General features: G+C 69.1%; 18 protein-coding genes. 16 read left to right on the top strand and 2 right to left on the bottom strand.

Translation table 11 applies throughout. The features are described 5' to 3' along the window. The first annotated feature begins 489 nt into the window (after window positions 1-489). From ngcE to ACLQ2N_RS07035, 9 genes are all read left to right on the top strand, one after another. Window positions 490-1,932, top strand: coding sequence for an N-acetylglucosamine/diacetylchitobiose ABC transporter substrate-binding protein (gene ngcE / locus ACLQ2N_RS07075; protein ID WP_425810149.1), 1,443 nt, complete (start codon window positions 490-492; stop codon window positions 1,930-1,932). A gap of 50 nt (window positions 1,933-1,982) precedes the next feature. Then, on the top strand, window positions 1,983-2,906 hold the full coding sequence (locus ACLQ2N_RS07070; protein ID WP_425810147.1) for a carbohydrate ABC transporter permease: 924 nt from the start codon (window positions 1,983-1,985) through the stop codon (window positions 2,904-2,906). Window positions 2,907-3,000: 94 nt separating this feature from the next. Beyond that, window positions 3,001-3,924 carry a carbohydrate ABC transporter permease gene (locus ACLQ2N_RS07065; RefSeq protein WP_425810145.1) on the top strand — a complete coding sequence of 308 codons (924 nt, stop codon included), beginning with the start codon at window positions 3,001-3,003 and terminating at the stop codon, window positions 3,922-3,924. 236 nt (window positions 3,925-4,160) lie between these two features. Then, on the top strand, window positions 4,161-5,360 hold the full coding sequence (locus ACLQ2N_RS07060) for an ROK family transcriptional regulator (protein ID WP_425810143.1): 1,200 nt from the start codon (window positions 4,161-4,163) through the stop codon (window positions 5,358-5,360). Window positions 5,361-5,483: 123 nt separating this feature from the next. Further along, entirely contained in the window at window positions 5,484-6,551 is a 1,068-nt protein-coding gene (locus ACLQ2N_RS07055; protein ID WP_425810141.1) for a sugar ABC transporter substrate-binding protein, read from the top strand. A gap of 231 nt (window positions 6,552-6,782) precedes the next feature. Beyond that, on the top strand, window positions 6,783-7,571 hold the full coding sequence (locus tag ACLQ2N_RS07050) for an ATP-binding cassette domain-containing protein (protein ID WP_164399653.1): 789 nt from the start codon (window positions 6,783-6,785) through the stop codon (window positions 7,569-7,571). Continuing rightward, on the top strand, window positions 7,568-8,875 hold the full coding sequence (locus ACLQ2N_RS07045; protein ID WP_425810139.1) for a sugar ABC transporter permease: 1,308 nt from the start codon (window positions 7,568-7,570) through the stop codon (window positions 8,873-8,875). Before ACLQ2N_RS07050 ends, ACLQ2N_RS07045 begins: the two co-directional genes overlap by 4 nt. Window positions 8,876-9,124: 249 nt before the next feature. Further along, window positions 9,125-11,044, top strand: coding sequence for a 1-deoxy-D-xylulose-5-phosphate synthase (dxs, locus tag ACLQ2N_RS07040; protein WP_425810239.1), 1,920 nt, complete (start codon window positions 9,125-9,127; stop codon window positions 11,042-11,044). A 161-nt stretch (window positions 11,045-11,205) separates the two neighbouring features. Then, complete coding sequence (locus tag ACLQ2N_RS07035; RefSeq protein WP_425810137.1) at window positions 11,206-12,711, top strand: amino acid permease; 1,506 nt, start codon at window positions 11,206-11,208, stop codon at window positions 12,709-12,711. 3 nt (window positions 12,712-12,714) lie between these two features. Here the strand turns inward: ACLQ2N_RS07035 and ACLQ2N_RS07030 are convergent, their stop codons facing one another. Next, window positions 12,715-13,098, bottom strand: a complete 384-nt coding sequence (locus ACLQ2N_RS07030; protein ID WP_425810135.1) for an NTP pyrophosphohydrolase — start codon at window positions 13,096-13,098, stop codon at window positions 12,715-12,717. A gap of 176 nt (window positions 13,099-13,274) precedes the next feature. On the opposite strand from ACLQ2N_RS07030, the gene ACLQ2N_RS07025 reads away from it, so the two are divergent. Next, window positions 13,275-14,405 (top strand): hypothetical protein, encoded by a 1,131-nt coding sequence (locus tag ACLQ2N_RS07025; RefSeq protein WP_425810133.1) that lies wholly within the window; start codon window positions 13,275-13,277, stop codon window positions 14,403-14,405. A gap of 52 nt (window positions 14,406-14,457) precedes the next feature. Here ACLQ2N_RS07025 and ACLQ2N_RS07020 read toward each other — a convergent pair whose 3' ends face one another. Beyond that, the gene (locus tag ACLQ2N_RS07020) at window positions 14,458-15,561 is read right to left on the bottom strand and encodes an LCP family protein (RefSeq protein ID WP_425810131.1); all 1,104 of its coding nucleotides are present in this window, start codon (window positions 15,559-15,561) and stop codon (window positions 14,458-14,460) included. 382 nt (window positions 15,562-15,943) lie between these two features. Here ACLQ2N_RS07020 and ACLQ2N_RS07015 point away from each other — a divergent pair, with 382 nt between their 5' ends. From ACLQ2N_RS07015 to ACLQ2N_RS06990, 6 genes are all read left to right on the top strand, one after another. Next, window positions 15,944-17,488: a hypothetical protein gene (locus tag ACLQ2N_RS07015; RefSeq protein WP_425810129.1), complete on the top strand. Its 1,545-nt coding sequence runs from the start codon at window positions 15,944-15,946 to the stop codon at window positions 17,486-17,488. Between the two features lie 207 nt (window positions 17,489-17,695). Then, a complete protein-coding gene (locus ACLQ2N_RS07010) occupies window positions 17,696-18,859 on the top strand; it encodes a CDP-alcohol phosphatidyltransferase family protein (protein WP_425810127.1) in 1,164 nt (387 codons plus the stop codon). Continuing rightward, a complete protein-coding gene (locus tag ACLQ2N_RS07005; RefSeq protein WP_425810125.1) occupies window positions 18,856-23,358 on the top strand; it encodes a bifunctional glycosyltransferase/CDP-glycerol:glycerophosphate glycerophosphotransferase in 4,503 nt (1,500 codons plus the stop codon). The genes ACLQ2N_RS07010 and ACLQ2N_RS07005 overlap by 4 nt, the downstream gene beginning before the upstream one ends. Beyond that, window positions 23,349-24,134, top strand: a complete 786-nt coding sequence (locus ACLQ2N_RS07000; RefSeq protein WP_425810123.1) for a rhamnogalacturonan acetylesterase — start codon at window positions 23,349-23,351, stop codon at window positions 24,132-24,134. Before ACLQ2N_RS07005 ends, ACLQ2N_RS07000 begins: the two co-directional genes overlap by 10 nt. Then, window positions 24,131-24,868, top strand: coding sequence for an Ig-like domain-containing protein (locus tag ACLQ2N_RS06995; RefSeq protein WP_425810121.1), 738 nt, complete (start codon window positions 24,131-24,133; stop codon window positions 24,866-24,868). Before ACLQ2N_RS07000 ends, ACLQ2N_RS06995 begins: the two co-directional genes overlap by 4 nt. Next, window positions 24,865-26,127, top strand: coding sequence for a phosphodiester glycosidase family protein (locus tag ACLQ2N_RS06990; RefSeq protein WP_425810119.1), 1,263 nt, complete (start codon window positions 24,865-24,867; stop codon window positions 26,125-26,127). The genes ACLQ2N_RS06995 and ACLQ2N_RS06990 overlap by 4 nt, the downstream gene beginning before the upstream one ends. Window positions 26,128-26,210: the final 83 nt, after the last annotated feature.

Below are 26,210 nucleotides of genomic sequence, written 5' to 3'. Positions count from 1 at the left end.
CCTCCCGGGGAAGTGTGCGCTTGGACAACGTTGTCAGAAGGTGCGCAGGAACAAGTAGGGAGTGAAGTGGCTCGTGGTGTCAAGGGAGTTGGATCGCGGGCCGCCGCCGAATCGGCCGGAATGCGGAAATCGTTGCATCCGAAGGAGAGCTCGGAGTGTCGAGGTATCCGAGAGGTCTCAACTCGGGAAAGACTGCCGTGCAACCTTGCTTTCGATCTTGCTCAGTTGGCGGCAAGTGGACTATACCTGTCGGCGTCTGCACAGCTGGTTCACCGGTTGCGCGGCTGGGGGACACGGGGGCACGACAACGCGACGACGCAGGTGCGTCGGCCGTTCGGTCCCCCGGCGCCCCCCACGGCAATATTCAGCCTGAAAATCTGTACCACCCAAGCGCAACTGACCGCGGTGGCGGGGCCCTTCGCTGAGGCGAATTACGACGGGGCGACCGGTACACACCGCCTGAGTCCTGGAGAAGGCGAGGACTTGAGCATGGGATCCACCTCCGCCCACAAGAATGAGGGCCTTGGCCGTCGCGATGTGATCAAGCGTTCTGCCGCACTCGGTCTGATCACCGTCCCGACGATGAGCTTCCTGTCCGCCTGCGCGAGCGGCGACAGCGGCGGCGACGAGCCCGTCAAGAAGGGCAAGACCAGCGCGAAGAACCCGCTGGGCGTCAACGAGAGCGCCGCGCTCGACGTGGTGATCTTCAACGGCGGATTCGGCGAGCAGTACGCGAAGGACGCCGAGAAGGTGTACTCCGAGGCGTTCCCGAAGGCCAAGGTCAAGCACTCCGCGACGCAGAAGATCCAGTCGCAGCTGCAGCCGCGCTTCAACGGCGGCACCCCGCCGGACCTGATCGACAACTCGGGCGCCGAGCAGATGGACATGGGTGTCCTCGTCGGCAAGAAGCAGCTGCTCGACCTGACGCCGCTGATGGACGCCCCGTCCTACGACGACCCGAACAAGAAGGTCCGCGACACCCTGCGTCCGGGCGTTCTGGAGATGGGCCAGTTCGACGGCGACCCGGTCTGGATCATGTACTACGCGTACACCGTGTACGGCGTGTGGTACTCGCAGACCAACCTGGAGAAGCTGGACGCGGAGTACCCCGAGACCTGGGACGACATGCTCGCCCTCTGCGCCAAGGCGAAGAAGAAGGGCATCGCGGGCTGGACGTACGCCGGTAAGTACCCGTACTACCTGCCGTTCTCCCTCTACCCGTTCATCGCCAAGATCGGCGGCCGGGAAGTCCTCGACAAGATCGACAACCTGGAGCCGAACGCCTGGAAGGACCCGGCCGTCAAGGCCGCGTTCGAGGCGTACTACGAGCTGAAGCAGAAGGGCTACATCCTCAGCGGCACCACGGGCCTGACCCACATCCAGTCGCAGACCGAGTGGACCAAGGGCAAGGCGCTCTTCCTCCCGAACGGCTCGTGGGTGGAGAACGAGGCGGCGCCGACCACGCCCAAGGACTTCAAGATGATGGTCTCGGCCCCGTCCGGCCTGGACTCGTCCGACAAGCTGCCCTTCGGCACCATCTGGGCGTCCGGCGGCGAGCCCTTCGTCGTCCCGGCCAAGGCGGCCAACCCGCAGGGCGGCATGGAGCAGCTCCGCATCATGCTCTCCGAGGAGTCCTCGAAGAATTTCACCAAGCAGGTCAAGTCGCTGAGCGCCTACAACGGCGGCACCGACGGTCTTACCCTCTCCACCGCCATGCAGGCCGGCGTCGACGCGCTGAAGAAGGCCGGCGACAACGTGGTGAACCCGCGCATGCAGGACTGGTACGTGAAGCTCCAGAAGGAGCAGATCGGCGCCGGTCTCGGCGAGATGATGGCCGGGCGTCTGACGCCCGCCGAGGCCATCAAGAAGATCCAGGCCTACGCGGACGCCGCGGCCAAGGACCAGTCCATCAAGCACTACAAGCACCAGTGAGCAACCGTCACCAGCGGCGGCACCCGCGGAAAGATCGGGGTCGGTAAACGATGCAGCACGGCAAGTACCGGTTCATTGTGGGGTTCCTGGTAGTCCCCTTGGCCTTGTACGCGGTCTTCGTCATCTGGCCGTTCATCCAGGCCATCTACTATTCCTTCACCGACTGGACCGGACTGAGCCCGGACTTCAAGATGGTCGGCTTCGGCAACTATTCGCGGATGCTGAAGGACGACATCTTCTGGAAGTCCCTCCAGCACAGCGTGATTCTCGTGCTGGTGCTGCCGCTGGTGACGCTGGGCCTCGCGCTCTTCTTCGCCTTCATGCTCAACGTCGGAGGCCGCCGGCGGAAGAACGCCGCGGTCTCCGGCGTGCGGGGCTCGGCCTTCTACAAGATCGCCTACTTCTTCCCCCAGGTCCTCTCCATCGTCATCGTCGCCCTGCTGTTCCAGTTCGCGTACAACCCGACGTCCGGCATGGTGAATTCGACGCTGAAGGGGATCGGCCTGGACTCCCTCCAGCCGGAGTGGCTGGGCGATCCGAACCTGGCGCTGATCTGCGTCATGGTGGTGCTGGTCTGGTCGACGGTCGGCTTCTTCGTCGTCCTCTTCTCGGCCGGAATGGCGTCCATCCCCAAGGACTTCTACGAGGCGGCGCTCCTGGACGGGGCGAGCCGCATCACGACGTTCTTCAAGATCACGGTGCCGCTGCTCTGGGACACCATCCAGTCGGGCTGGGTGTACATGGGCATCCTGGCCCTCGGCGTCGAGGCGTTCACGGCCGTGCAGGTCATGACGGTCGGCCCCGGTGGTCCCGACTACTCGACCACGATCCTGCCGCTGTACGTCTACCAGACCGCCTTCCGCGACGGTCAGGCCGGCTACGCGACGACGATCGGTGTCGGACTCCTCATCGTCACCATGGCGTTCGCCGCCGTCGTGATGCGGCTGGGCCGGCGCGAGCGGCTGGAGTTCTGATGCCGCGCTTCCCGGGACGCGTTCCCCGGACTCCCAGCAGGCAAGACAGCCCGGCCGCGGCGGCCGGCTCGACAGTAGTACGAGGTGAGCACGCGTGAAGGCCACTGAAACCCCTCCCGCGGTCGCGGCGACGGATCCGGCCCCCGTGTCCAAGTCGCCCGCCCCGGGCGGCAAGAAGGCCGAGAAGGGCAGCGAGGGCAAGACCCTCAACGTCTTCTCGCACGGCGTGCTGATCATCTGGGCGATCCTGGTGGTGCTGCCGCTGCTCTGGGCGGTCATGTCGTCGTTCAAGACCGACGATTCGATCCTGTCGACGCCATGGAAGCTGCCGGACAAGCTCCACTTCGAGAACTGGTCGCGCGCCTGGAGCCAGGCGCACATGAGCGATTACTTCTTCAACACGATCGTCGTGGTGGGCTGTTCGCTGATCGGCACGCTGCTGCTCGGCTCGATGGCGGCCTATGTGCTGGCCCGCTTCGACTTCCCGGGCAACCGCTTCATCTACTACCTGTTCATCGGCGGGATGAGCTTCCCGATCATCCTGGCGCTGGTCCCGCTGTTCTTCGTGATGAACAACATGGGGATGCTGAACACGCGGCACGGACTGATCCTCGTCTACATCGCGTACTCGCTGCCCTTCACCGTCTTCTTCCTCACCTCCTTCTTCCGGACGCTCCCGGGGTCGGTGGCGGAAGCGGCGATGATCGACGGGGCCTCGCACACCCGGACGTTCTTCCAGGTCATGCTGCCGATGGCCAAGCCCGGCCTGATCAGCGTCGGCATCTTCAACTTCCTGGGCCAGTGGAACCAGTACATGCTGCCCACGGTGCTGAACACGGACCCGAACTACCGGGTGCTCTCGCAGGGCCTGGTCGAACTGGCCACCAGCCAGGGGTACAAGGGCGACTGGTCCGGGCTCTTCGCCGGTCTGGTGATGGCGATGCTGCCGGTCCTCGCGGCCTACATCATCTTCCAGCGCCAGGTCGTGGCGGGGCTCACCGCGGGCGCGGTGAAGTAACGCCCCCGTGCGGCCCGCTTGTACCTCCTGAACTCACCTTACGAACGAAGCGAACCGCCCGCCGGCTCCCCAGCCGGCGGGCGTTTCGTCTGTGTACGGACGAGTTCGCCGTGGCCGCCGGGTGCGGGACCGGTGCTCATCGGTGGCTCCGACTGCTCAAGGTCTTGACGGGGAGGACCCCAAAACGGTCAGCTTAGAGTTCACATGTTGGAGAATAGGCAGGAGTGAGTCAGTCGATGGAGACTCCGGGGTCGCAGACGTCTCTGCATCGCGCCAACCTTGAGCGGGTCGTGCGCGCCGTACGCATGGCTGGTTCGCTCACCCAGGCGGAGATCGCCAGGAGCACGGGCCTCTCCGCGGCCACCGTCTCCAATATCGTTCGTGAACTGAAGGACAGCGGCACGGTCGAGGTGACCCCCACCTCGGCGGGCGGCCGCCGGGCCCGCAGCGTCTCGCTCAGCGGGGACGCGGGCATCGTGATCGGCGTCGACTTCGGCCACACCCACCTGCGCGTGGCCGTCGGCAACCTGGCCCACCAGGTGCTCGCCGAGGAGTCCGAGCCGCTGGACGTCGACGCCTCGTCCGCCGAGGGCTTCGGGCGGGCGGAACAGCTGGTCAACCGGCTGATCCAGACCACCGGGATCAGCCCCGGCAAGGTCATCGGGGTGGGGCTCGGTGTTCCCGGCCCGATCGACGTGGAGTCCGGCACCCTGGGCTCCACGTCGATCCTGCCGGGCTGGACGGGCATCAACCCCAGCGATGAGCTGTCCTCGCGCCTCGGTGTGCCGGTGTACGTGGACAACGACGCCAACCTCGGCGCGCTCGGCGAGCTGGTGTGGGGGAGCGGCCGGGGGGTCAGGGACCTCGCGTACATCAAGGTCGCCAGCGGTGTCGGCGCCGGTCTGGTCATCGACGGCCACATCTACCGGGGCCCCGGCGGCACGGCCGGCGAGATCGGCCACATCACCCTCGACGAGTCGGGCCCGGTCTGCCGCTGCGGCAACCGCGGCTGCCTGGAGACCTTCACGGCCGCGCGCTACGTCCTGCCCCTGCTCCAGCCCAGCCACGGCCCCGATCTCACCATGGAGCGGGTGGTCCAGCTGGCCCGCGAGGGCGATCCCGGGTGCCGGCGGGTGATCGGTGACGTCGGGCGCCACATCGGCAGCGGCGTCGCCAACCTCTGCAATCTGCTGAACCCGAGCCGCGTGGTGCTGGGCGGCTCGCTGGCGGAGGCCGGGGAGCTGGTCCTGGGGCCCATCAGGGACTCCGTGTCGCGGTACGCCATCCCCAGCGCGGCCCGGCAGCTGTCCGTGCTTCCGGGGGCCCTGGGAGGCCGTGCGGAGGTGCTGGGCGCGCTGGCGCTCGTTCTGAGCGAGATGGGGGATTCAACCCTTTTGGAGAGCACCCTCCCTGCGGCCACTCCTGCCTTCACTTAGATAACGAATGGCACCGTTGTCATCTCGTTAAGGATTTACTCCTTGACGCCGCCCGCGCGGCCGAGTTGACTTCCAGCCACCTCGGCCGCGACGTTGCGGCCTCGTCAGGGAGGCAAACCCCCAATGAACGCAATGACGCGACGCATCGTCATAGGCACGGCCGCCGTTTCGATGGCCGTCTCCCTCGCCGCTTGCGGCAAGGCCGGCGACGACAAGAAGGACTCGGCGGACTCGGGCAGCAAGACCAAGATCGGTCTGCTGCTCCCGGAGAACAAGACCGCCCGCTACGAGACGCTGGACAAGCCGCTGTTCATCGACGCGGTCAAGAAGGACTGCGCCGACTGCGAGGTCGTCTACAACAACGCGGGCGGTGACGTCGGCCAGCAGAAGCAGCAGTTCGAGCAGCAGATCGCCGACGGCATCAAGGTCATCGCGATCTCCTCGGTCGACGCCGAGAAGTCCGCCGCGTGGGTCGCCGGCGCCCACAAGAAGGGCGTCAAGGTCGTCGCGTACGACCGCGCCATCGCCGGTGCCGACGCCTACGTCAGCCACGACAACGAGAAGATCGGCCGGCTCCAGGGCCAGGCCGTCCTCGACGCCCTCGGCTCCAAGGCCGCCAAGGCCAACCTCGTCATGATCAACGGCGACGAGAAGGACCCGAACGCCGGTCTGTTCAAGAAGGGCGCCCACGCGTCCCTCGACGGCAAGATCAAGATCGCCTACGAGGCGTCCGGCGAGTGGGACCCGAAGATCGCCGGCGAGAAGATGACCGCCGCCATCTCCTCGGTCGGCAAGGGCAAGATCGACGCCGTCTACTCGGCCAACGACGGCATGGCGGGCGGCATCATCACCTCCCTGACCAACGCCGGCATCAAGGACATCCCGGTGGGCGGCCAGGACGCCGAGCTCCCCGGCATCCAGCGCATCATCGCCGGTACGCAGACCTTCACGATCTACAAGTCGCCGAAGCAGCTGGCCCCCGAGGCCGCCCAGTTCGCCGTCAACCTGCTCCAGGGCAAGGACATCGGCGCCAAGGGCGAGACCGACGGCGTTCCGTCCACGCTGCTCGAGCCGACCGTGGTGAACAAAGACAACATCCAGTCCACCGTGATCAAGGACGGCATCTACAAGGTCGCCGACGTCTGCGTCAAGGACATCGCCGCCAAGTGCACCGCGCTGGGCATCAAGTAGTCCCTCCTCGCGCCAGGGCCGCCCGGCCCTGGCGCGCGCGGGTCCGGTCCGCCCCGCACGGCGGATTCCGCCCGCCCCCCTGACTGTCCGGCCCCGGCCGGCTCACACCCCGCTTCCGGCCGGGTGCCGGACACTCACCCCCCAGTGCTTCCCGTATGCCGACGCTGCCCTCGCGGCGCGGCGTCTCCGCCGGTCAGGCGGCACATCCCCGCCGGTCAGGCGGCGAAGGAGATGGTTCACGTGTCAAAGACGCCCGTGCTGGCGTTGCGTGGAGTCTTCAAGCGATTCGGAGCGGTCCAGGTCCTCTCCGGTGTCGATCTCGAAGTCCACGCCGGAGAAGTGGTCGCCCTCGTCGGCGACAACGGTGCCGGAAAGTCCACGCTGGTCAAGACGATCGCCGGCGTGCACCCCATCGATGAGGGCGTCATCGAGTGGGAGGGCGCGAAGGTGGACATCAGCCGTCCGCACGACGCCCAGAACCTCGGCGTCGCCACCGTCTACCAGGACCTCGCGCTCTGCGACAACCTGGACGTCGTCGCCAACCTGTTCCTCGGACGCGAGATCAAGAAGGGCGGCGTCCTCGACGAGGTCGCCATGGAGAAGCGGGCCCAGGACCTGCTGTCCACCCTCTCCATCCGCATCCCCAGCGTCCGCATCCCGGTCGCCGCGCTCTCCGGTGGCCAGCGCCAGGTCGTGGCCATCGCCCGCGCCCTGGTCGGCAACCCCAAGATCGTGATCCTGGACGAGCCCACCGCGGCCCTCGGCGTCGAGCAGACCGCACAGGTCCTCGACCTGGTGGAGCGGCTGCGCGAGCAGAACCTCGGCGTCATCCTCATCAGCCACAACATGGCCGATGTGAAGGCCGTGGCCGACAAGGTCGCCGTGCTGCGACTCGGCCACAACAACGGCGTCTTCCCCGTGGCGACGACCAGCCACGAAGAAATCATCGCCGCGATCACGGGCGCCACGGACAACGCCGTGACCCGCCGCAAGTCGCGCAGCGCGGAGGCATCCAAGTGAGCAACACCAACGAGACTTCGGCCAAGGTCGCCAAGGTCCCGGCCCAGGCGGAGGCCACCGAAGCTCCCGCGCCGGCGGCCGACGCGGTCCGTGTCGTCGACCCCCGACTGCTCGTCCGCGAGCAGGGCTTCAAGGGCTACTGGACCGAGTTCAAGCGCAAGGTGCGCTCGGGCGAGATCGGCTCGCTGCCCGTCGTGGTGGGCCTGATCATCATCGGCATCGTCTTCCAGGCCGAGACCGGCAACTTCCTCACCTCGTACAACCTCGACCAGATCACGCTGTACGCGGCGGGCCCCGGCATCATGGCCGTGGGCATCGTCTTCGTCCTGCTGCTCGGCGAGATCGACCTCGCGGTCGGCTCCGTCGCCGGTCTCGCGGGCGCGGTGTGGGCCGTCCTCGGCACGGACATGCCCGACGGCCTCGCCATCCTGCTCGGCATCCTCTCCGGCACGGTCATCGGCGCCTTCCACGGCATCGTCTTCGCCAAGATCGGCGTGCCCGCGTTCGTCGTGACCCTGGCGGGCTTCCTGGGCTGGGCCGGCATGCAGACCTGGGTGATGGGCGAGAAGTCCACCATCACCACCCCGCTCGGCAGCTTCGTCCGCGACCTGACCAGCTACTACTTCGAGGACATCGCCGCCGCCTACGGCCTCGCCGTGGTCGTGATCGCCGCCTTCTACCTCACGCAGCTGCGTGACGCCAGGCGCCGCAAGGCCGCGGAGCTGCCGCACCGCCCGCAGAGCGAGATCATCCTGCGCACCGTGCTGCTCGCCGTCCTGGCCCTCCTCGCCGCGTACGCGTTCAACCAGGAGCAGGGCCTCCCGCTCTCCCTGGTGATCTTCCTCGCGATCCTGGTCATCACCGACTTCGTGCTGCGCCGCACCACGTACGGCCGTCAGGTCTTCGCGGTCGGCGGTGGCGTCGAGGCCGCGCGCCGCGCCGGTATCAACGTCTCCTGGATCCGCATCTCGGTGTTCATGATCTCCGGCACGCTCGGTGCGGTCGGCGGTCTCTTCCTGGCCTCCGCGACCGGCGGCGCCGACCGCTCGCTCGGTGGCGGCAACCAGCTCATGATGTGCATCGCCGCCGCCGTCATCGGCGGTACGTCCCTGTTCGGCGGACGCGGCAAGGTCTGGTCCGCGCTTCTGGGCATCCTGGTCATCCAGTCGATCGTCCAGGGCCTCAACCAGATGAACCTGTCGTCCAACGCGATCCAGTACATGATCACCGGTGCGGTGCTCCTCATCGCCGTGATCATCGACTCGGTCTCCCGCAAGACCCAGAAGACCGCGGGCCGCGGCTAGCCGCGACACGCGACACCGCAGGCCCGCGCGCCGCACGCACCACCCGCCGGAGCCCGGCGCCCCCACGGAGGGCGCCGGGCTCCGGCACGTACCGGCGCGGAAGGGGCAGCACGCCCCGACTCCCGCTTCGGGGGGAGGCCGTTAGACTCATCGGATCGGCATGCTCGACCAGCACAATCGCAAGGAGGCACGGTGACACAGCCGCGCGAAGCGCGTCATGCACGGGCGGTGGTGGGCGACGGATGGGATCTGCTGACCCGCATCGGCGGACCGCGTGACCTCGACCGGCTCACTTCCGAGCAGCTGGAGCAGCTCGCCGAAGAGATCCGGACCTTCCTGGTCGACGCGGTCTCCAAGACCGGCGGCCACCTCGGACCCAACCTCGGCGTGGTCGAGCTCACCATCGCCCTGCACCGGGTCTTCGACTCGCCGAAGGACAAGGTCCTCTTCGACACCGGCCACCAGAGCTACGTGCACAAGCTCCTCACCGGCCGCCAGGACTTCAGCAGGCTCAAGAGCAAGGGCGGCCTCTCCGGCTACCCCTCGCGGGCCGAGTCCGAGCACGACGTGATCGAGAACTCGCACGCCTCCACCGTCCTCGGCTGGGCCGACGGCCTCGCCAAGGCCAACGAGGTCCGCGGCAAGGACGACCACGTCGTCGCGGTCATCGGCGACGGCGCGCTCACCGGCGGCATGGCCTGGGAGGCGCTGAACAACATCGCCGCCGCCAAGGACCGCCCCCTCGTCATCGTCGTCAACGACAACGAGCGCTCCTACGCGCCCACCATCGGCGGCCTCGCCAACCACCTGGCCACCCTGCGCACCACCGACGGCTACGAGCGCTTCCTGGCCCGCGGCAAGGACCTCCTGGAGCGCACCCCCGTCGTCGGCAAGCCGCTCTACGAGACGCTGCACGGCGCGAAGAAGGGCCTGAAGGACTTCATCGCCCCGCAGGGCATGTTCGAGGACCTCGGCCTCAAGTACGTCGGCCCCATCGACGGCCACGACATCGAGGCCCTGGAGTCCGCGCTCCAGCGCGCCAAGCGCTTCGGCGGCCCGGTCATCGTGCACTGCCTCACCGAGAAGGGCCGCGGCTACACCCCCGCCCTCCAGGACGAGGCCGACCGCTTCCACGCCGTCGGCAGGATCCACCCCGACACGGGCCTGCCCGTCGCCACCTCCGGCCTCGACTGGACGTCGGTGTTCGGCGAGGAGATGGTCAAGCTCGGCCACGAGCGCGAGGACATCGTCGCGATCACCGCGGCCATGCTCCAGCCGGTCGGCCTGACCGGGTTCGAGAAGGAGTTCCCGGACCGGATCTACGACGTCGGCATCGCCGAGCAGCACGGTGCGGTCTCCGCGGCCGGCCTCGCCACCGGCGGCCTCCACCCGGTCTTCGCGGTGTACGCCACCTTCCTCAACCGCGCCTTCGACCAGGTCCTGATGGACGTCGCCCTGCACAAGTGCGGGGTCACCTTCGTCCTGGACCGGGCCGGCATCACCGGTACGGACGGCGCCTCGCACAACGGCATGTGGGACATGTCCATCCTCCAGGTCGTGCCCGGCCTGCGGATCGCCGCCCCGCGCGACGCCGACCAGGTCCGCGCCCAGCTCCGCGAGGCCGTCGAGGTGGACGACGCGCCCACGGTCGTCCGCTTCTCCAAGGGCGCGGTCGGCCCGTCGGTCAAGGCAGTCGGCACGGTGGGCGGCATGGACGTGCTCCGCGAGCCCGGCGCCGCCCGGCCCGACGTGCTGCTGGTGTCCATCGGCGCGCTCGCCCCGATGTGCCTGGAGATCGCCGACCTGCTCGACGCCCAGGGCATCTCCACGACCGTGGTGGACCCCCGCTGGGTGAAGCCCGTGGACGAGGCCCTGGCCCCGCTCGCCGCCCAGCACCGCGTCGTCGTCACCGTCGAGGACAACAGCAGGGCCGGCGGCGTCGGCTCCGCGGTCTCCCAGGCGCTGCGCGACGCGGACGTCGACGTGCCGCTGCGCGACTTCGGCATCCCGCCGGTCTTCCTCGACCACGCCTCCCGCAAGGAGGTCATGGCCGAGATCGGGCTGACCGCCCCGGACATCGCCCGCCAGGTCACCGGCCTGGTCGCCAAGCTGGACGGGCGCTACGAGACGGCGGAGGACCGCACCGTCGCGGAGCGCGTCCGGGACTGACCCGTACACCGCCTCGGCCGAACGGGCCGGTCCGACCACCCGCAACGAGTGGCCGGACCGGCCCGTTCGCGTGAAATCCGGCCGTGGCAGGCGTGCCGCGAACGGGTGACGGCGCCGGGTCCGGAACATGGCGTGCACGACGAGCGCGTGGAGGTACGCCGGTGAGCACGCAGCAGGACCTGCCCCCGAGCGGGAACGGGCTGTTCAGGACCAAGACGGTCGAGCAGTCCATCCGCGACACCGAGGAGCCGGAGCACGCCCTCAAGAAGTCGCTGTCGGCCCTGGACCTGACGGTCTTCGGGGTCGGCGTCGTCATCGGCACCGGCATCTTCGTCCTCACCGGCAAGGTCGCCAAGGAGACGGCCGGACCGGCCACCGCCCTCGCCTTCGTCGTCGCGGGCGTCGTCTGCGCGCTGGCCGCCCTGTGCTACGCGGAGTTCGCGTCCACCGTGCCGGTCGCGGGGTCCGCGTACACCTTCTCGTACGCCTCGCTCGGCGAACTGGTCGCCTGGATCATCGGCTGGGACCTGGTGCTGGAGTTCGCGCTGGGCACGGCGGTGGTCGCGGTCGGCTGGTCCGGCTACGTCCGCTCGCTGCTGGACAACGCGGGCTGGCACCTGCCCGACGTGCTGGCCGGGCCGGACGTGGCGGACGGCTTCGGCTTCGACATCCTCGCCTTCGCCCTGGTCCTGGTCCTGACCGTGATCCTGGTGCTGGGCATGAAGCTCTCCGCCCGGGTCACCACGGTGGTGGTCGCCATCAAGATCGCCGTCGTCCTGATCGTCATCATCGCGGGCCTGTTCTTCATCGACACCGCGAACTACTCGCCGTTCATCCCGCCTGCCGAAGCCCAGCCATCCGGGTCCGGGTTCGACGCCCCGCTGGTCCAGCTGATCTTCGGCTACGCCCCGACGAACTTCGGCGTCATGGGCATCTTCACCGCCGCCTCCATCGTCTTCTTCGCCTTCATCGGCTTCGACGTCGTCGCCACGGCCGCGGAGGAGACGAAGCTGCCGCAGCGCGACATGCCGCGCGGCATCCTCGCCTCCCTGCTCATCTGCACCGTGCTCTACGTCGCCGTGTCGATCGTCGTCACCGGCATGCAGCACTACACCGAACTGTCCGTCAGTGCCCCGCTCGCCGACGCCTTCAAGGCCGTCGGCCACCCCTTCTACGCGGGCGTCATCAGCTTCGGCGCCGCCGTCGGCCTCACCACGGTCTGCATGATCCTGCTGCTCGGCCAGACCCGGGTGTTCTTCGCGATGAGCCGCGACGGCCTGCTCCCCAGGTTCTTCTCCAAGACGCACCCGCGCTTCCACACCCCGTACCGCCCGACCATCCTGCTCGGCGTGATCATCGCCGTCGTCGCGGGGGTGACCAGCATCAACGAGCTCGCCACGCTGGTGAACATCGGGACCCTCTTCGCCTTCGTGGTCGTCGCCCTCGGCGTCATCGTGCTGCGCCGCACCCGCCCGGACCTGCACCGCGCGTTCCGCACCCCGTGGGTACCGCTGGTCCCGATCGTGTCCGTGGCCGCCTCGGTCTGGCTGATGCTCAACCTGCCGGCCGAGACCTGGCTGCGGTTCGCGGTCTGGATGGTGATCGGTGTGGTCATCTACTTCGCGTACGGCCGCTCGCACAGCCGGGTCAACCGCGAACGGGTCTGACCCTCAGGCCGCCGGCCGCACCGCACGCGGCCCCGCGCACCGCGCCCCGTGCGCCTCCACCCGCCGGCGCAGCTCCCGGTCGGCGGTGACCACCACACAGGGGCGGGACGCGGCCTCCGCGGCCAGCGCGGCGATCAGGTCGTCGCCGCTGCCCTGCGCCGCCTCCACCCGCACCCCGGGAACGGGTGCGACGTCCCGGGCCCGCCCCTCGACCACCAGCACCAGCTCGACGGGGCCGGGCGTACCGGGCAGGCCGTCGGAGGCGTAGGGCACCAGCGCGTCGCGCAGCCGTTCGGCAGCGCCCCGCCGGTCGCGCCACCAGCCGTCCGGAACGGACCCGACGACATTGGCGGCGTCGACGATCACCAGGGGCAGCGGATTCGGCATGGGACCCAGCCTGTCACGTCAGGGGGTCCCGGAGCCTCGCGCAAGCGGTCCGGACGCGGTGATTCCAAGGGTTCGAACGGTGATTCTATGATGGGTGCTCCCCGCCTTCCGGATGCCGGTCGAGACACAAAGCCGCAGATCGGGGGCGGACCATCACGGAAGGAAGACGCCACGACATGCGAGTCAGGTCGAGACGTGCCCAGGGGAGCGCCTCGGGCAAGGGCGGCGACGCCCTGCGAGACGTCGGAAGCGCCCGTGGGACCGGCGAGACCCCGGTCGACGGACGCTGGCTCGTGCGTGGCAAGGACGGCAGGCTCACCGCCTACGCCCGCAACGAGGACGGCCTCCTGCGCTGGACCGAGGAGCGCCCCGGCGGCCCCGGCTGGCAGGGCCCCGAGTTCTTCCCGGCCCCGGACCTGACCCACCTCGGCGTCGCGCAGGGCCCGGACGGCTACGTCCACTTCATCGGCCGCCGTACGGTGCACGGCGACGAGGAGCAGCCGCAGGTCGACCTCGTGCACGCCATCCAGTACCAGACGGGGCGCCCGGTCACCGCGTGGCGGACCGTGGGCAATCCGTACAAGGACGGCGACGAGCGCGCCGCCCGCATCGGCCCGCCGGCCGTCGCCGTCGCCCCGACCGGCATGGTCCACGTCTTCGTCCGCAACGCCAACGGCGGCATGATGCTGCGCCGCGAGGCGAAGAACGGCAAGTGGGAGGGGTGGAAGGACCTCAGGGGCACCCTGGGCAAGGAGACCATGGCCGTCGCGGTCGCCGAGTCGGGCCGCATCGAACTCCTGGTCCCCGGCACCAACAAGGCCATGCGGTGGGCCCAGGCCGAGCCCGGCGGCGCCTTCCAGAAGGGCGACAACCTCAACGTCAAGATCGCCGGCGGCGCGGTGAGCGTGCTGGAGACCGCGCCCGACCGCAACACCTTCTACTGGACCGACGCCACCACCGGCACCCTGGTCGCCCACCGGCTCGACGCCCCGCCCATCACGATCGGGGACACCGCGGCCGAGGGCCGGGTCGCCGTGCTCCGCGCCGAGCTGGACGACTACGACTGCACGGTGCTCGCCCACCGCACCCGTGACGGCCGCGTGCTGCTCGCGGCCTGCGGCACGGAGAACGAGGCGGGCGGCCTGTGGTGGGCGGCCACGGGCGAACGCGCCTCGGCGCCCCCGGCGCTGGCGCTCGACGGGGTGGGGCGCGTGGTGCTCGCGATGATCGGCGAGCGCGGCGGGCTGTACGTGGCCCGGCAGAACGACGAACCGGGGCTCGCGCTGGGGCCGGCGCAGCGGGTGTGAACCGACACGGCCCCGGGAGCACGTTCCCGGGGCCGCGGACGTGCTGTCCCGGTCAGCCCTGACCGAGCGCCGGGGACTTCTTGGCGGACTCCGGGATGGGGGCGTCCTCGCGGATCGCCTTCCACAGCGCGTCCGCCCGGGACTTCACGGCCACGACGCGGTTGTGGTCGATCTTGTCGTACTCGACGGGGAGCATGATCGTCTCCATCGTGTCCGGGTCGACCCCGTTCATGGACCGGGCGAACTTCGCGAGCGAGGTGAGCGAGGCCAGCTCGTCGTCGGTGGTCAGGGCCGCGGTGGCCGAGTTGGCGATCTTGTAGGCGCTCGTCGGGCTGCCGAGCAGGTCCTGGCTCTTGACCTCCTTGAGCAGTCCCATGAGGAACTGCTGCTGGAGGCCGATGCGGCTCAGGTCGGTGCCGTCGCTGAGGCTGTAGCGGGTGCGGACGAACTTCAGGGACTCGGTGCCGTCGAACTTGTGCGGCCCGGCGTCGACGTTCAGCCCGGTCTTCTTGTCGTGGATCGGTTCCTTGACGTCGATGTTCACGCCGCCGATGGCGTCGACGAGCCCCTTGAACCCGGCGAAGTTGATCTCCAGGTAGTGGTCGATGCGCACGCCGGACATCTTCTCGACGGTCTTGACCACACAGGCCGGACCGACCAGCGAGTACACGGAGTTGAACATCACACGGTCCTTGGACGGCATCGTGGAGCCGTCGGACTTGGTGCACTCGGGGCGGGTCACCAGGGTGTCGCGCGGGATGGACACGGCGACGGCCTTCTGACGGCCCTCCGGGATGTGCACGACGAGCGCCGTGTCGGACCGGGCCCCGCTGACCCCGACCGCGCCGCCCAGCTTCTTGTTCTCCGCGCCGGCCCGCGAGTCGGACCCCAGGACCAGCAGGTTCTGCCCGCTGGTGGGCAGCTTCTCGGGACGGTCCTCACCGAGCGCCTTGTTGATGTCGACGCCCTTGATGTTGCCGTTGAGGTGGCTCCAGAACCACCATGCGGTGCCGCCCGCGGCGACGACGAGCACCAGGGCCGACACCAGGATCGCCCGCCGTATTCGCTGGCCTCGCGTCCGGACACGCTTGCGCCCGCGACGGCGGGGGGTCTCCGGGGAGCTCCCCCGGCCGGGGGCGGTGTCGTCTTGGCTCATCCTGAGTGAGTCCTCACAGCTTGTGGCCTGGTCAGGGCGCAGGTAATGGGGTGGGACTCGGGTGGGGGGTGGAGCCGGTCCTCGTTATCCCGGGATGAGAACTATAAACAGTCGATCAGGTGTACGTACGGAGGCTGTGGCGTAACTGTGACAGACCGGGCGGTCGGGCCGGTGGGTGACCGGTTCGGGGCGGCATCGATCATGTTTGTCGGAAACCATGAGGCATGGGAATGCTATGAGTGGATTTCCTGACCGAAGCGGGAGTGCTTATCTTCTTGGGAGCCGGGGCAACCGCACGCCCGGTTCCCTAAGTGAGGAGGGCGGGCGCATGGCACGCAGAGGGGGGCGTCGGCCGGAGCGGGGCAGACGGACACAGGATCGCGTGGGCGCCGCTCGGACGGGTGACGCCGGCGGCGTGGCCATCGTGGTCGCGAGCCCCGGCGATGCCGTGGATCCTCTGGCGTTGCAGCGCAGCGGCCCGTTGGTCGACGTCGTCTGCGCCCAGCCCGGCACGCCGGAGGAGCGGGCGGCGCTCGACCGCGCCATGGCCGCCGCCGCGGACCGCGGTGTCCGGGTCTCGGACGAGCCCTGGGTCATCGACGCCGAGCCGGGAAAGATCACCGCCCGGGTGCTCGAGGCACTGCGTCACCTGCGGCCGCTGCTGGTGACCACCCTGGACCCCGACCCCGAGCACTCCTCCCTCGACCTGGAGGCCAAGCGCCCGGTCGTCACGGAGCCGCCCCTGCGCGGCAGCGTGGCGCGCGCCACGATCGCCGCCGCTCGCCAGTACCAGCGGGAGTGCGGTTCGCCGGTGCTCATACGGTGCCACCGGGCGGGCGTGCCGGCCACGCTGGGGCCCCGGGCGTGTGATCGCCACCCGCTCCCGCTCCGCTGGCTCGTCAGGGGCGTGGACGGCAGGCTCTCCGCCTATCTGCCGTCGGCCGCGGGGGTGCTGCGCTGGACCGAGAGGCGCGTGGGCGGGAACGAGTGGAGCGGTCCGGAACTCCTCGAAGGACCCGATCTTCTCCCCGGACTCGAAGTCGTCCAGGACGCCCAGGGGTACGTACACCTCTTCGGCCTGCGCCGCCGGAAGGGGCCGGACGGAACGGACTGGGTCGATGTGGTCCACGCCACCCAGTACCAGAGCGGGCGTGCTCTGGGGGCCTGGCACTCCGTGGGCAACCCGAACGGCAAGGACCCGGGCAAGAGCCGCGAGGTCGGCTTCCCCGCCGCGGCCTTCGACGCCAGTGGCGACCTCGCCGTCTTCGTGCGCAACTTCGGCCACAGCATCAGTGTCCGCCGGCAGGGGCCGAACGGGCGGTGGAGCGGCTGGCAGCACCTGCGCGGGGTCCGCGTCGCCGACGAACTCGTCGCGCAGCCCGGTGGTTCGGGCGTACCCGAGGTCTGGGCCAGGGCGAGGGACGCGGCGGCCGCCATCCGCTGGCACCGCGAGACGCCGTCGGGCGAGTGGACGCTGGACGCCGCGGGAACGGTCAGCCCGGCCCCCGGTACCCTGTCGGCGGCCCCCGAGGCGGGGTCGGTGCGCTACCGGTACGCGGGGAGCAACGAGGTCTGTGTGCAGGTGCCGGGGACCGGTGCGGTGAGCCTGGGCGGGCCGGACGGCACGGGGCCGGTGGCCGGGGTCGCGGGCGTGGACATCCAGGGCTGGGGGTGCACGGTGCTGGTGCGGTCGGGGGAGTCCGGTGCCTGCCTGGTGGGAGCGCATGCGGACGGGCGGCCGGAGAGCGGAGTGTGGTGGTTCGATGTGGGGGAGACCTCGGTGGTGCCGCCCGCCGTGGCGGTGGACGGCCTCGGCCGTGCGGTCGTCGCGGTGCTGGGGGAGGACGGGCGGCTGCGGATCACGCGCCAGGAGCCGGGCGATGCCGGCCTCGTCTTCGCCCCGTGGACCGTGGTCGCCGGGACCTGAGCTGCGGTCCTGAGGCGGTCATGTGATCATGTGTGACCGCCTTTAGTGGTTTCAAGTTTGACCATGTCCTTGGTAGGGTCTCATCCTGTCTTTATGTGGATCACAAGTGAAGATCCTGTGTCCATGATGTGAACGCCCCTTGAATGCGACTTTTTGCAGGCCGATGGGGCCGCGTTGACCGCGTGAGTCGTGTGTGTCTGAGGGGTTATGGGGAAACTGTCGCTGCGTGCCGTTCAGAAGCTGACGTGCAAGAAGCGTGATGCCTGGTGGACCGTCCTGCTGGTCGATCCGGTCGCGACGCGCATGCTGATCGTGATGGCCAAGTTCAAGTTCATCACGCCGAACCGGGTCACCTGGTCCGCGCTGTTCGTCGGCCTCGGCTCCGCGTACTTCTTCCTCAAGGGCGACACCGCCTCCCTCGTCATCGGGGCCGCGCTCTACCATCTGAGCTTCATCCTCGACTGCATCGACGGCAAGCTCGCCCGCCTCAAGGGCAACGGCACCGTCTTCGGCGGCTGGCTCGACTACGTCTTCGACCGGATCAGGGTCCTCTTCTGCGCACTCGCCCTGATGGGCGGCCAGTACCTGCGTACCCACAACGAGTACTACCTCCTCGCCGCCCTGGCCGTCGTCTTCCTCGACATGCTCCGGTACGTCGACGCCCTGCAGATCTACAAGATGCGCATGTCCATGCGCATGAAGATCGAGAAGGTCACCCTGGAGCGCAAGGCGCTCGAGGAGGAGCAGGGCCGGCGCGAGGCGGCCGAGGCGGCGGACGGACAGCCCAAGGTGGTCTTCATCGAGGACCTGCTCAGGGAGAACCCCGGCGTCGAGGCCGAGGTCCTCAAGCAGCAGAGCGACGACGTGGTCGACCTGCACGCCCAGTTCCGCAACCGGTTCCCGTGGTACACGCGATTCCGTCAGGCCCTGCTGCGCAGCCGCATCAGGCCGCACCTGATCAGCGGCATCGAGTTCCAGATGTTCATCTTCATCGTGGCGCCGCTGATCGGCCGGATCCTGTGGACGACCGCGATATCCGCGGTGGCGCTCGGCCTCTTCGAGCTCGTCATCATGTACAAGTTCTGGCTGTCCACCCGTGACTTCACCCGGCTCATGGAGAAGCTCGCCACCGAGCCCTCCAAGGCCGGCGTGATCGCCGAGAACCTCCACCGGGGACGCCACCGCCGGGCCGGCGGTCTTGACGAGGAGCGGGGCGCCGCCCTGGCACAGCAGTTCCCGGTACCCGAGCAGGACGACGACCTGGGCTTCCAGCCCTACCCCCAGCCCTATCCCCACCATGCCCAGGACATCGAGACGCAGCAGCTCAGGGCGCTGCCCTACTGGGTGGAAACCGAAGGTTCGGTGCGATGAGTCCGGCAGTCGACCCGGCGGCTTACACGGTCTCCGTCGTGGTTCCCGCGTACAACGCCGCTGCCACCTTGGGGCGGGCCCTGAAGTCCGCGCTCGCCCAGACGCACCGCAACGTCGAGGTGATCGTCGTCGACGACGCCTCGGCCGACGGGACCCTCGGCGTGGCGCGGCAGTTCGCGGCGGCCGACGGGCGTGTACGGATCGTCGAGTGTCCGCAGAACAGCGGCGGTGTCGGGGCCCCGCGCAATATCGGCATCATGACCGCCACGGGCCAGTACGTGATGTTCCTGGACGCGGACGACGAACTGCCCCTCAAGGCCTGCGAGGAACTGCTCGCCTCGGCCGTCGTCACGGGTTCGGACATCACCGCCGGACGCGCCCTGCGCGTCAACCTCAACACCGAGGAGACCACGGTCTGGCAGCCGCAGCTCTACGCCTCTCCGCGTACGGTGGCCGGGCTGCGCGCACTGCCCCAGCTCTTCGACGACCCGATCGCGGCGGGCAAGCTGTACCGGCTCGACTTCCTGCACAACCACGGGGTCCGGTTTCCCGAGGGCGTCTACTACGAGGACACGTACTTCTCCACGCTGGCCAACTACTGGGCCGGTTCGATCACCTTCCTCACCGTCCCCGTGTACCGCTGGATGTGGGAACGCGACTCCTCCGCACCCTCCATAACGAACCGCCGCGGCGAACTGCGCAGCATTCAGGACCGGGTCGCCGTCCACCAGTACACGGACTCCTTCCTGCGTCAGGTTGGGGAGGGTGAACTCCTCGCGCACAAGGCGGTGAAGTTCCTCTCGCACGACCTGCATCTGTACGCGCGCGAACTGCGCTCGGGCGACGAGCGGTACCGGCGGGGTTTCGCCGCCGTCGTGGGCCCGTACCTGCGCTCCCTGGAGCCCTCCGTCTACGAGCTGTGCGGCGTGCTGGAGCGGGTCCGCGCCTTCTGCCTCATGCACGGGCGGGTGGACCTGGCGCTGTCCGTCTCGGACTACGCGCAACGCCGGAGCGTGCTCAGCTCGGACCTCGTCGAGCGTGACCAGCGCGTCTACTGGTCCGAAGCGCTTCTGCACCTTCCCCACGCGGAACGCTTCCTCGATGTCACGGACCTCGACCTCGTCGGCAAGCCGCTGACCGACGCGCGGCTGTTCAACCAGGCGACCGAGGTGGAGATACGGGGCGGTGAACTCCATCTGTCCGGATACCTGCTCAATCAGTTCGGCAGGTTCTCCACCGGCGGCAAGATCGAACTCAAGGCCGTGCTGCGGCTGCGCAGCACCAAGAGGGACCACGTCTTCCCGGTCAACGCGGTCGAGACGGACGATCACCGTGTGCATTACCAGTCGGTCCTCGACCTGAAGAGCAGCGTGGGGGCGGCGACCGGCGAAGGCGTCTGGAACCTTTTCGTCCAGGTCCGCCACGCGGGCCAGCGCGCCACCACGACCGTGGCGATCCATGGCATCGACATCACCCGGGAGCGTTACGAGGGCCCGACCGGAACGTACGAGATGTACGAGACCGTCAGCGGGAACGTCGCACTGCGGCCCGAGACCGGGGAGCGTGCCGCCCTGGACACCCGCAGGGGAACTCCCTGGAACTGGTGGCACGGTGCTGAGGAACCGCCGCGGGTGTCCCAGCCCGGTCCGTACCAGGCCGCGGTCGTCGTCCACTGCCACAACGACGAGCACCATCTGAACGAGTCACTGAGGTCGCTGGCGGCCCAGAGCGTGTTCACCCAGACGCAGATCGTGTTCGTCGACGACGGTTCCACCGACCGTACGGGCGAATTCCTGCACAACTTCGTCGCCTACTACCGCAACGCCTCCGTGCTCCGGCTGCCCCCGCAGGGCGCGGCGGCAGCCTACGAGCACGGCCTCGCCGAGGTCGTCGCCCCCTACGTGCTGTTCGCCAGGGGCCGCGACATTCTCGGCGCCGACAGTCTGCGACAGCTCACCGAGTCGGCCGTCAAGCACGACGTCGATGTGGCCATCGGGAACTGCGACACGTTCCCCGGACCGCGTCGCAACGCCGACGAACCGTGGAAGCGGTACTTCGGCGAGGGCGCCAAGGGCCGGACCGACCTGGTGGCCAAGGCTCCCCACATGCTCTTCTCGGTCGACCTCGGGAACAAGCTCTTCCGTGTCTCGATGCTGCGTGACCGCCTGATACGGCCGTCGGACGGCGGCATGTTCGTCGAGACGTGGGTCAGCGTGCTGGCGCTGGCGACCGCCCGCACCTTCAGCCTGGTCGACCGGTACGTCTATTTCCAACGCGATCCCGCTCAGAACGACTCGCTTTTCGACGTCGACTGGAACGACCCGGTCAAGGTTCGCCAGCGGCTCCACCTCAACCGGTACCTGCTGGACTGCGCCGAACGGATGGAGGAGCCCATGGCGCTCCTGATCCAGCGCTTCGTGGTCCGCTCCTACCAGCCGTTCCTGCGCAACTACCACCGCATCATGCACCGCACGGAGATCGCGGACGTCTTCGAGGACCTGTGCGCCGTCTACGCCCGGATTCCGGAGAAGGTGCTGCTCCAGTACGTGACGCACCCCGTGTCACGGATCCAGCACCACGCCGTCCGCACCGGCAACTTCCCGCTGTTCTGCGACCCGTTCTCCAAGCCCGAGTACGAACCGTCGCTGCAGCTGGACGAGAGGGGTATGTACCGGCGGCTCGCGGCCGACGGCGTCGCGTCCAGCCTGCTCCGGGTGGAGCGCCAGAAGGCCGTACTCGAAAGCGTGCGCTACCGGGACGGCGAGCTTCAGTTCGAGGGTCTGATGACCCTGACGGGCGTCGACATCTCCCAACTCTTCACCAACCGCATCGAACTGATATGCACGGACGGGACGAGGAGTGTGGCGATCCCCGCCGAGCAGGTGTACCGGCGCGACCGGTGGCGGGTCAGGAACGAACGGGACTGGTTCGGGGGATGGCGCGCGGCGGCGGCGCCGAAGGCGCTCGCCCGGCTCGCCGGCCGCGAGCTCACGGTGGTCCTGCGCATTCACGACGGCGACCGCCACGTCGATGCTCCGGTCGGAGCACGGCTGATGCTGCACCGGTTCAAGGGCATGCGCAGGATCGGCCGTGACTGGCTGTGGCTCGGTGTCCGCGACGACGACTCCATGGTCTTCCGCTACTTCACCGGGGCCGGCAGGAAGCTGCGGGGCCGGCTGTGGCATCTGCGGCGCCAGGTGCGGTCCGCGCTGCCCGGCCGGCCGGGCTGGCGTACGCGCCTGGCCTACCTGCTGAGCTATCCGCGGCTCCACCGCAAGAACATCTGGATCATCGGTGAGAGGGCCGATACCGCGCAGGACAACGCCTACCACCTGTTCCGGTGGATCAGGGAGAACCAGCCGCGCCGGAAGGTCTACTACGCCATCAACGGGGACGCCAAGGACCGGGCCAAGGTGGCACCGTACGGGCACGTCCTGGACCGCACCTCGCGCAAGTACCGGATGTATCTGCTGCATGCCAAGCGGCTCATCAACCCGTACGACCTGGAGGCGTACCTCGGGTTCCCCGAACTCAGCAAGAGCTCCTTCCTGCGGGGCTACGGAGACCTGCTGAACTACCGGCGGGTCTTCCTCCAGCACGGGGTCACCTACAACGACGTGGCGCCCTCGGTGCACCAGCAGGTCACCGACGTCGACCTGTTGCTGACCGTGGGCGAGGCCGAGCGGTCGTACTTCGCCGAGCACTGCGGCTACGGCTACGCCCGGGTCGCAGCCGCGGGCTTCCCGCGGTTCGACGCCCTGCAGCCCGTGCGTTCGGGACGGCCGAGGGTGCTTCTGATGCCCACCTGGCGGAGGGACATCGTCGCCCCTTCGTACGACAGGGCGGCCAAGGCGAAGATCCCGTTCGCCGCGTCCGACTACTTCCGGTTCTTCTCGACCCTGCTGCGCGACGAGCGCCTGCTGGCTGTGCTCGAACAGCACGGGGTGGAACTGGAGTTCATGCCGCACTATGAGATCCGCCCCTATCTGCACCACTTCCGCATCGACCATCCGTCGGTGACCGTGACCGGCGACGGACGGGACGTGCAGCTGGCCATGCGTGAGTGTTCGCTCCTGGTCACCGACTACTCGTCGGTCTTCTTCGACGTGGCCTACATGGGTACCCCCATCGTCTACACGCCGTTCGACGAGGAAGACTTCTACGGCAACCACTACAAGCGCGGCTACTACGAGTTCGAGCGCGACGGATTCGGACCGGTCTGCCGCGACGTCGACGCGACGGTGCGGGAGATCATCGCCACGATCGAGCGGGGCTTCGCCGTGGAGCCGCAGTACCGCGCCCGGGTCGACGCCTTCTTCGGCCGCCGGGACACGAACAACTCGGAACGGGTCTTCAGGGCCATCGACGAACTGGAGGGGGCGGTCGAGAGCAGCTGGGCGCCGGACGCGCCGTCGAGCACGCACCGCGCGCCCGACGGCGGCGCGGGCCTCACCGGCACGGACCGCCACGATCGGGACCCCAGCAGGGAGTGGGCGTAGTGCAGCGGACGCGCACGGTCTTCCTGGCCGGTGACTCGAGTGTGACCCGCCGGCAGCGCAGCTTCGCGCCCATGGCGGGGTGGGGCCAGGCACTGCCCCTCTTCATTCCCTCCGTCGAGGTTGTCAACTGCGCACGGGCCGGAGCGAGTTCACGCAGCTTCATGGAACGCGGCAGGATGACCTGGCTCCTGCGGGAGGCCCGGCCGGACGACCTGGTCCTGTTGTCGTTCGGGCTGATCGACATGAAGCCCGACGAGGGCCGACACACCGAGCCGTTCCGTGACTACCAGGGTCGCCTGAGCCAGTGCGTGGACGCGGTGCGCGACCGCGGCGCCCACCCGGTCCTCGTGACCAGCCACGAGCGCAGGGTTTTCGACGCGCAGGGCAACCTGCGGCCGCTGCTCGGGATGTACCCACTGGCCATGAGGGAGGTTGCGGCGGACAAATCCGTACCGCTGATCGACCTGAACGAGTGGAGCGTGCGCTGGTGGCGTGAGGCCGGTCCGGACGGCACGCAGCAGATTTTTCTCTACCTCGCCCCGGGGGAGCACCCCAACTACCCCGAGGGCGCGGCCGACAACACGCACCTGCGCGTCGGCGGAGCGATCGAGTGCGCGCGCTTCATCGCCCGTGAACTCCGGGACCGCTCGATGCTGGAAGCGGATTACTTCGAGAACCTGGAACGTCCCTGCTTCTCCCCCGACAGCGTGGAGTGGCTGGATGACGACGTCTTCGGCGAACTGGTGCGGACCCGGACCCTGGAGGTCGCCGAATGAATGACTGGTATCTGCTCGCCCGTATCCAGGTCGCGCACCCGGAGCGCACGGGAGTCTCGGCGCTCATGGAGCTCCACGCCGACGCGGACCCCGAGGCCCCCGTGGTGCCGGGCCAGGACATCGCCCTGCATCTCCAGATCTTGCCCGCGGGCGGCCCCTACCGGGCGTACGGCTACATCTTCGACGACATCGTGGCCGAGCACGCCACCATGGCCCGGCTGCAAGGGCTCGGACACCTCCCCAACGGCCGGTTCGCGACGTACGCGAGCGGAAACGAGCCCCGGGCGGTGACCGCCGTCCTCACGGTGAACGACGACGCTCCCGAGGGTGCGGTCCTGCTCCCCAAGGTGTGCGTCGGCGTGATGTCGTACGCGGGTGAGAAACTGGTCTCGTCCGCCCAGATCACCGACGCGGGCTTCCGGGTACGCCGTGCCTGGGTGCCCGGCCGCAGCCTGTCCATCCCGTCCGGCGGTTACGCCGTCATCGGTCCCGACCGCGACGCTGCCGAGGCGGGCCTCCGGGTGGTCGGCGTGGGGCTCCCACAGGCGGGTACGGTGACCGCGGCGCCGGACGGCAGCATCACCTACACGGGCGTGCCCGGAGCGGCCGGCTACGACCGCTTCTCCGTCTGCTACGAGAACGCGCGGGGCCACCGGAACTGGTCCGAGGTGACCGTGTACGCGGGGGACATGGGCAGGAATCCCGGGTTGCTCCCCGGCGCCCTCGCGGGATGAGGCGTCGTCTGTTCCTGGCCGCGGCCGGCGGCTGGGCCCTGAGCGGCTGTGACACGGCGGAGGCGCCGAGGCTCCGGCCCGCCGCCCGCCGGCCCCCCGCCAGCCGCCTTCCCCCCGGCGTCCGCTACGAGGAGCACACGGTCCGTCTCCCGGCCGGCCCCGTGCGCCACCAGGTGCTGTCCGTCGCGCCGGACGCGCCGGTCAAGCTGGGCGCGGTGCACGGTGCCCGCCTGGACTCGGCGGAGACCGTGCGGTCCATGGCGAAGCGGGCCGGGGCGGTCGCCGCCGTGAACGGTTCCTTCTTCGACATCCGCACCAGTGCGGTCTTCAGCGGCTACGACGGGGACCCGCTCGGGCTGTACGTCGAGCACAACGCACTGCTCAGTGAGGCGGCGAGCGGACGCACCGCCCTGGTTCTGGGAGAGGACGCCGTCCCTGGACGCATCACCGAAGCCCGCTCGGTGAGCCGCGTGGTGGCCGAGGACGGTGCGGCGCGGCCGATCGACGGCGTCAACCGGATGCCCGGCCGGATCGTCGGATGCGGCGGAGTGGGAGGCGACGTCCTCCAGGGGCAGCGGCACACCACCACCGCCCCCGCTCACAACAAGCTCTGCACCGACCGCGACGAACTGGTGCTGTTCACACCGCAGTGGGGCCCCGAGGCGGCCCGTGCGCCGGCCGGAACCGTCGAGGCCGTCCTTGCCGCCGGGGGCCGCGTGGTCCGTCTCCGCACACCGGCCGGAGGGCCCGTGCCGGTCGGCGGCCGCGTCCTGCAGGGGACCGGCACCGCCGCGGCCTGGCTGCGCCGCCACGCCCTGCCGGATACCGTCCTGCGCATCACGTCGCAGGTCTACGACAGCGAGGGGCGGCGGCTGTCGGGGAAGAACCTGACCGTGCTCCAGGCCGGGCCCCGGTTGTTGCGCGACGGCCGCGTCGACATCAACATCGAGGCGAACGGGCTCTCCCCGACCGCGCTCTCCCAGCGCCACCCCCGGACCCTGGCGGGGTTCACCCGTGACGGGACCCTCCTGCTCATGACGGTCGACGGCCGTGACCCCGGCACCAGCATCGGTGTGACCATGGCCGAGGCGGCTGAGCTGATGCGTGCGTGGCGCGCCCACGACGCCCTGAACCTCGACGGCGGCGGCTCCACGACGATGATCGTGCTGGGGCAGCTCCGTAACCGCCCCAGGGGGGCGGACGGTGCGAGAGTGAGCGAGCGAGCGGTGGCCGACGCGCTGGTCGTCGTGGCGGCCTAGGTGTTCCGTCCCGGGAGGTTGTGGACGCGTGGGAGCCGCCCGTCACGCGGACGGGCCGTACGGAAAGGAAATCCGTACGGCCC

The sequence above is a fragment of the Streptomyces sp. DT224 genome (assembly GCF_049844595.1).
GTDB lineage: Bacteria > Actinomycetota > Actinomycetes > Streptomycetales > Streptomycetaceae > Streptomyces.
The sequence above is the reverse complement of the archived record's forward strand: the minus strand, read 5'-3'. Positions and strand labels throughout refer to the sequence as shown.

Excerpts from the sequence above, each read along its gene's own strand:
- ACLQ2N_RS07025 (WP_425810133.1), top strand. The coding sequence starts at position 13,275 with ATGCGAGTCAGGTCGAGACGTGCCCAGGGGAGCGCCTCGGGCAAGGGC.
- ACLQ2N_RS06995 (WP_425810121.1), top strand. The coding sequence starts at position 24,131 with ATGAATGACTGGTATCTGCTCGCCCGTATCCAGGTCGCGCACCCGGAG.
- ACLQ2N_RS07020 (WP_425810131.1), bottom strand. The coding sequence starts at position 15,561 with ATGAGCCAAGACGACACCGCCCCCGGCCGGGGGAGCTCCCCGGAGACC.
- ACLQ2N_RS07050 (WP_164399653.1), top strand. The coding sequence starts at position 6,783 with ATGGTTCACGTGTCAAAGACGCCCGTGCTGGCGTTGCGTGGAGTCTTC.
- ACLQ2N_RS07010 (WP_425810127.1), top strand. The coding sequence starts at position 17,696 with ATGGGGAAACTGTCGCTGCGTGCCGTTCAGAAGCTGACGTGCAAGAAG.
- ACLQ2N_RS07060 (WP_425810143.1), top strand. The coding sequence starts at position 4,161 with ATGGAGACTCCGGGGTCGCAGACGTCTCTGCATCGCGCCAACCTTGAG.
- ACLQ2N_RS07070 (WP_425810147.1), top strand. The coding sequence starts at position 1,983 with ATGCAGCACGGCAAGTACCGGTTCATTGTGGGGTTCCTGGTAGTCCCC.
- ACLQ2N_RS07055 (WP_425810141.1), top strand. The coding sequence starts at position 5,484 with ATGAACGCAATGACGCGACGCATCGTCATAGGCACGGCCGCCGTTTCG.
- ACLQ2N_RS07030 (WP_425810135.1), bottom strand. The coding sequence starts at position 13,098 with ATGCCGAATCCGCTGCCCCTGGTGATCGTCGACGCCGCCAATGTCGTC.
- ACLQ2N_RS06990 (WP_425810119.1), top strand. The coding sequence starts at position 24,865 with ATGAGGCGTCGTCTGTTCCTGGCCGCGGCCGGCGGCTGGGCCCTGAGC.
- ACLQ2N_RS07005 (WP_425810125.1), top strand. The coding sequence starts at position 18,856 with ATGAGTCCGGCAGTCGACCCGGCGGCTTACACGGTCTCCGTCGTGGTT.
- ngcE (WP_425810149.1), top strand. The coding sequence starts at position 490 with ATGGGATCCACCTCCGCCCACAAGAATGAGGGCCTTGGCCGTCGCGAT.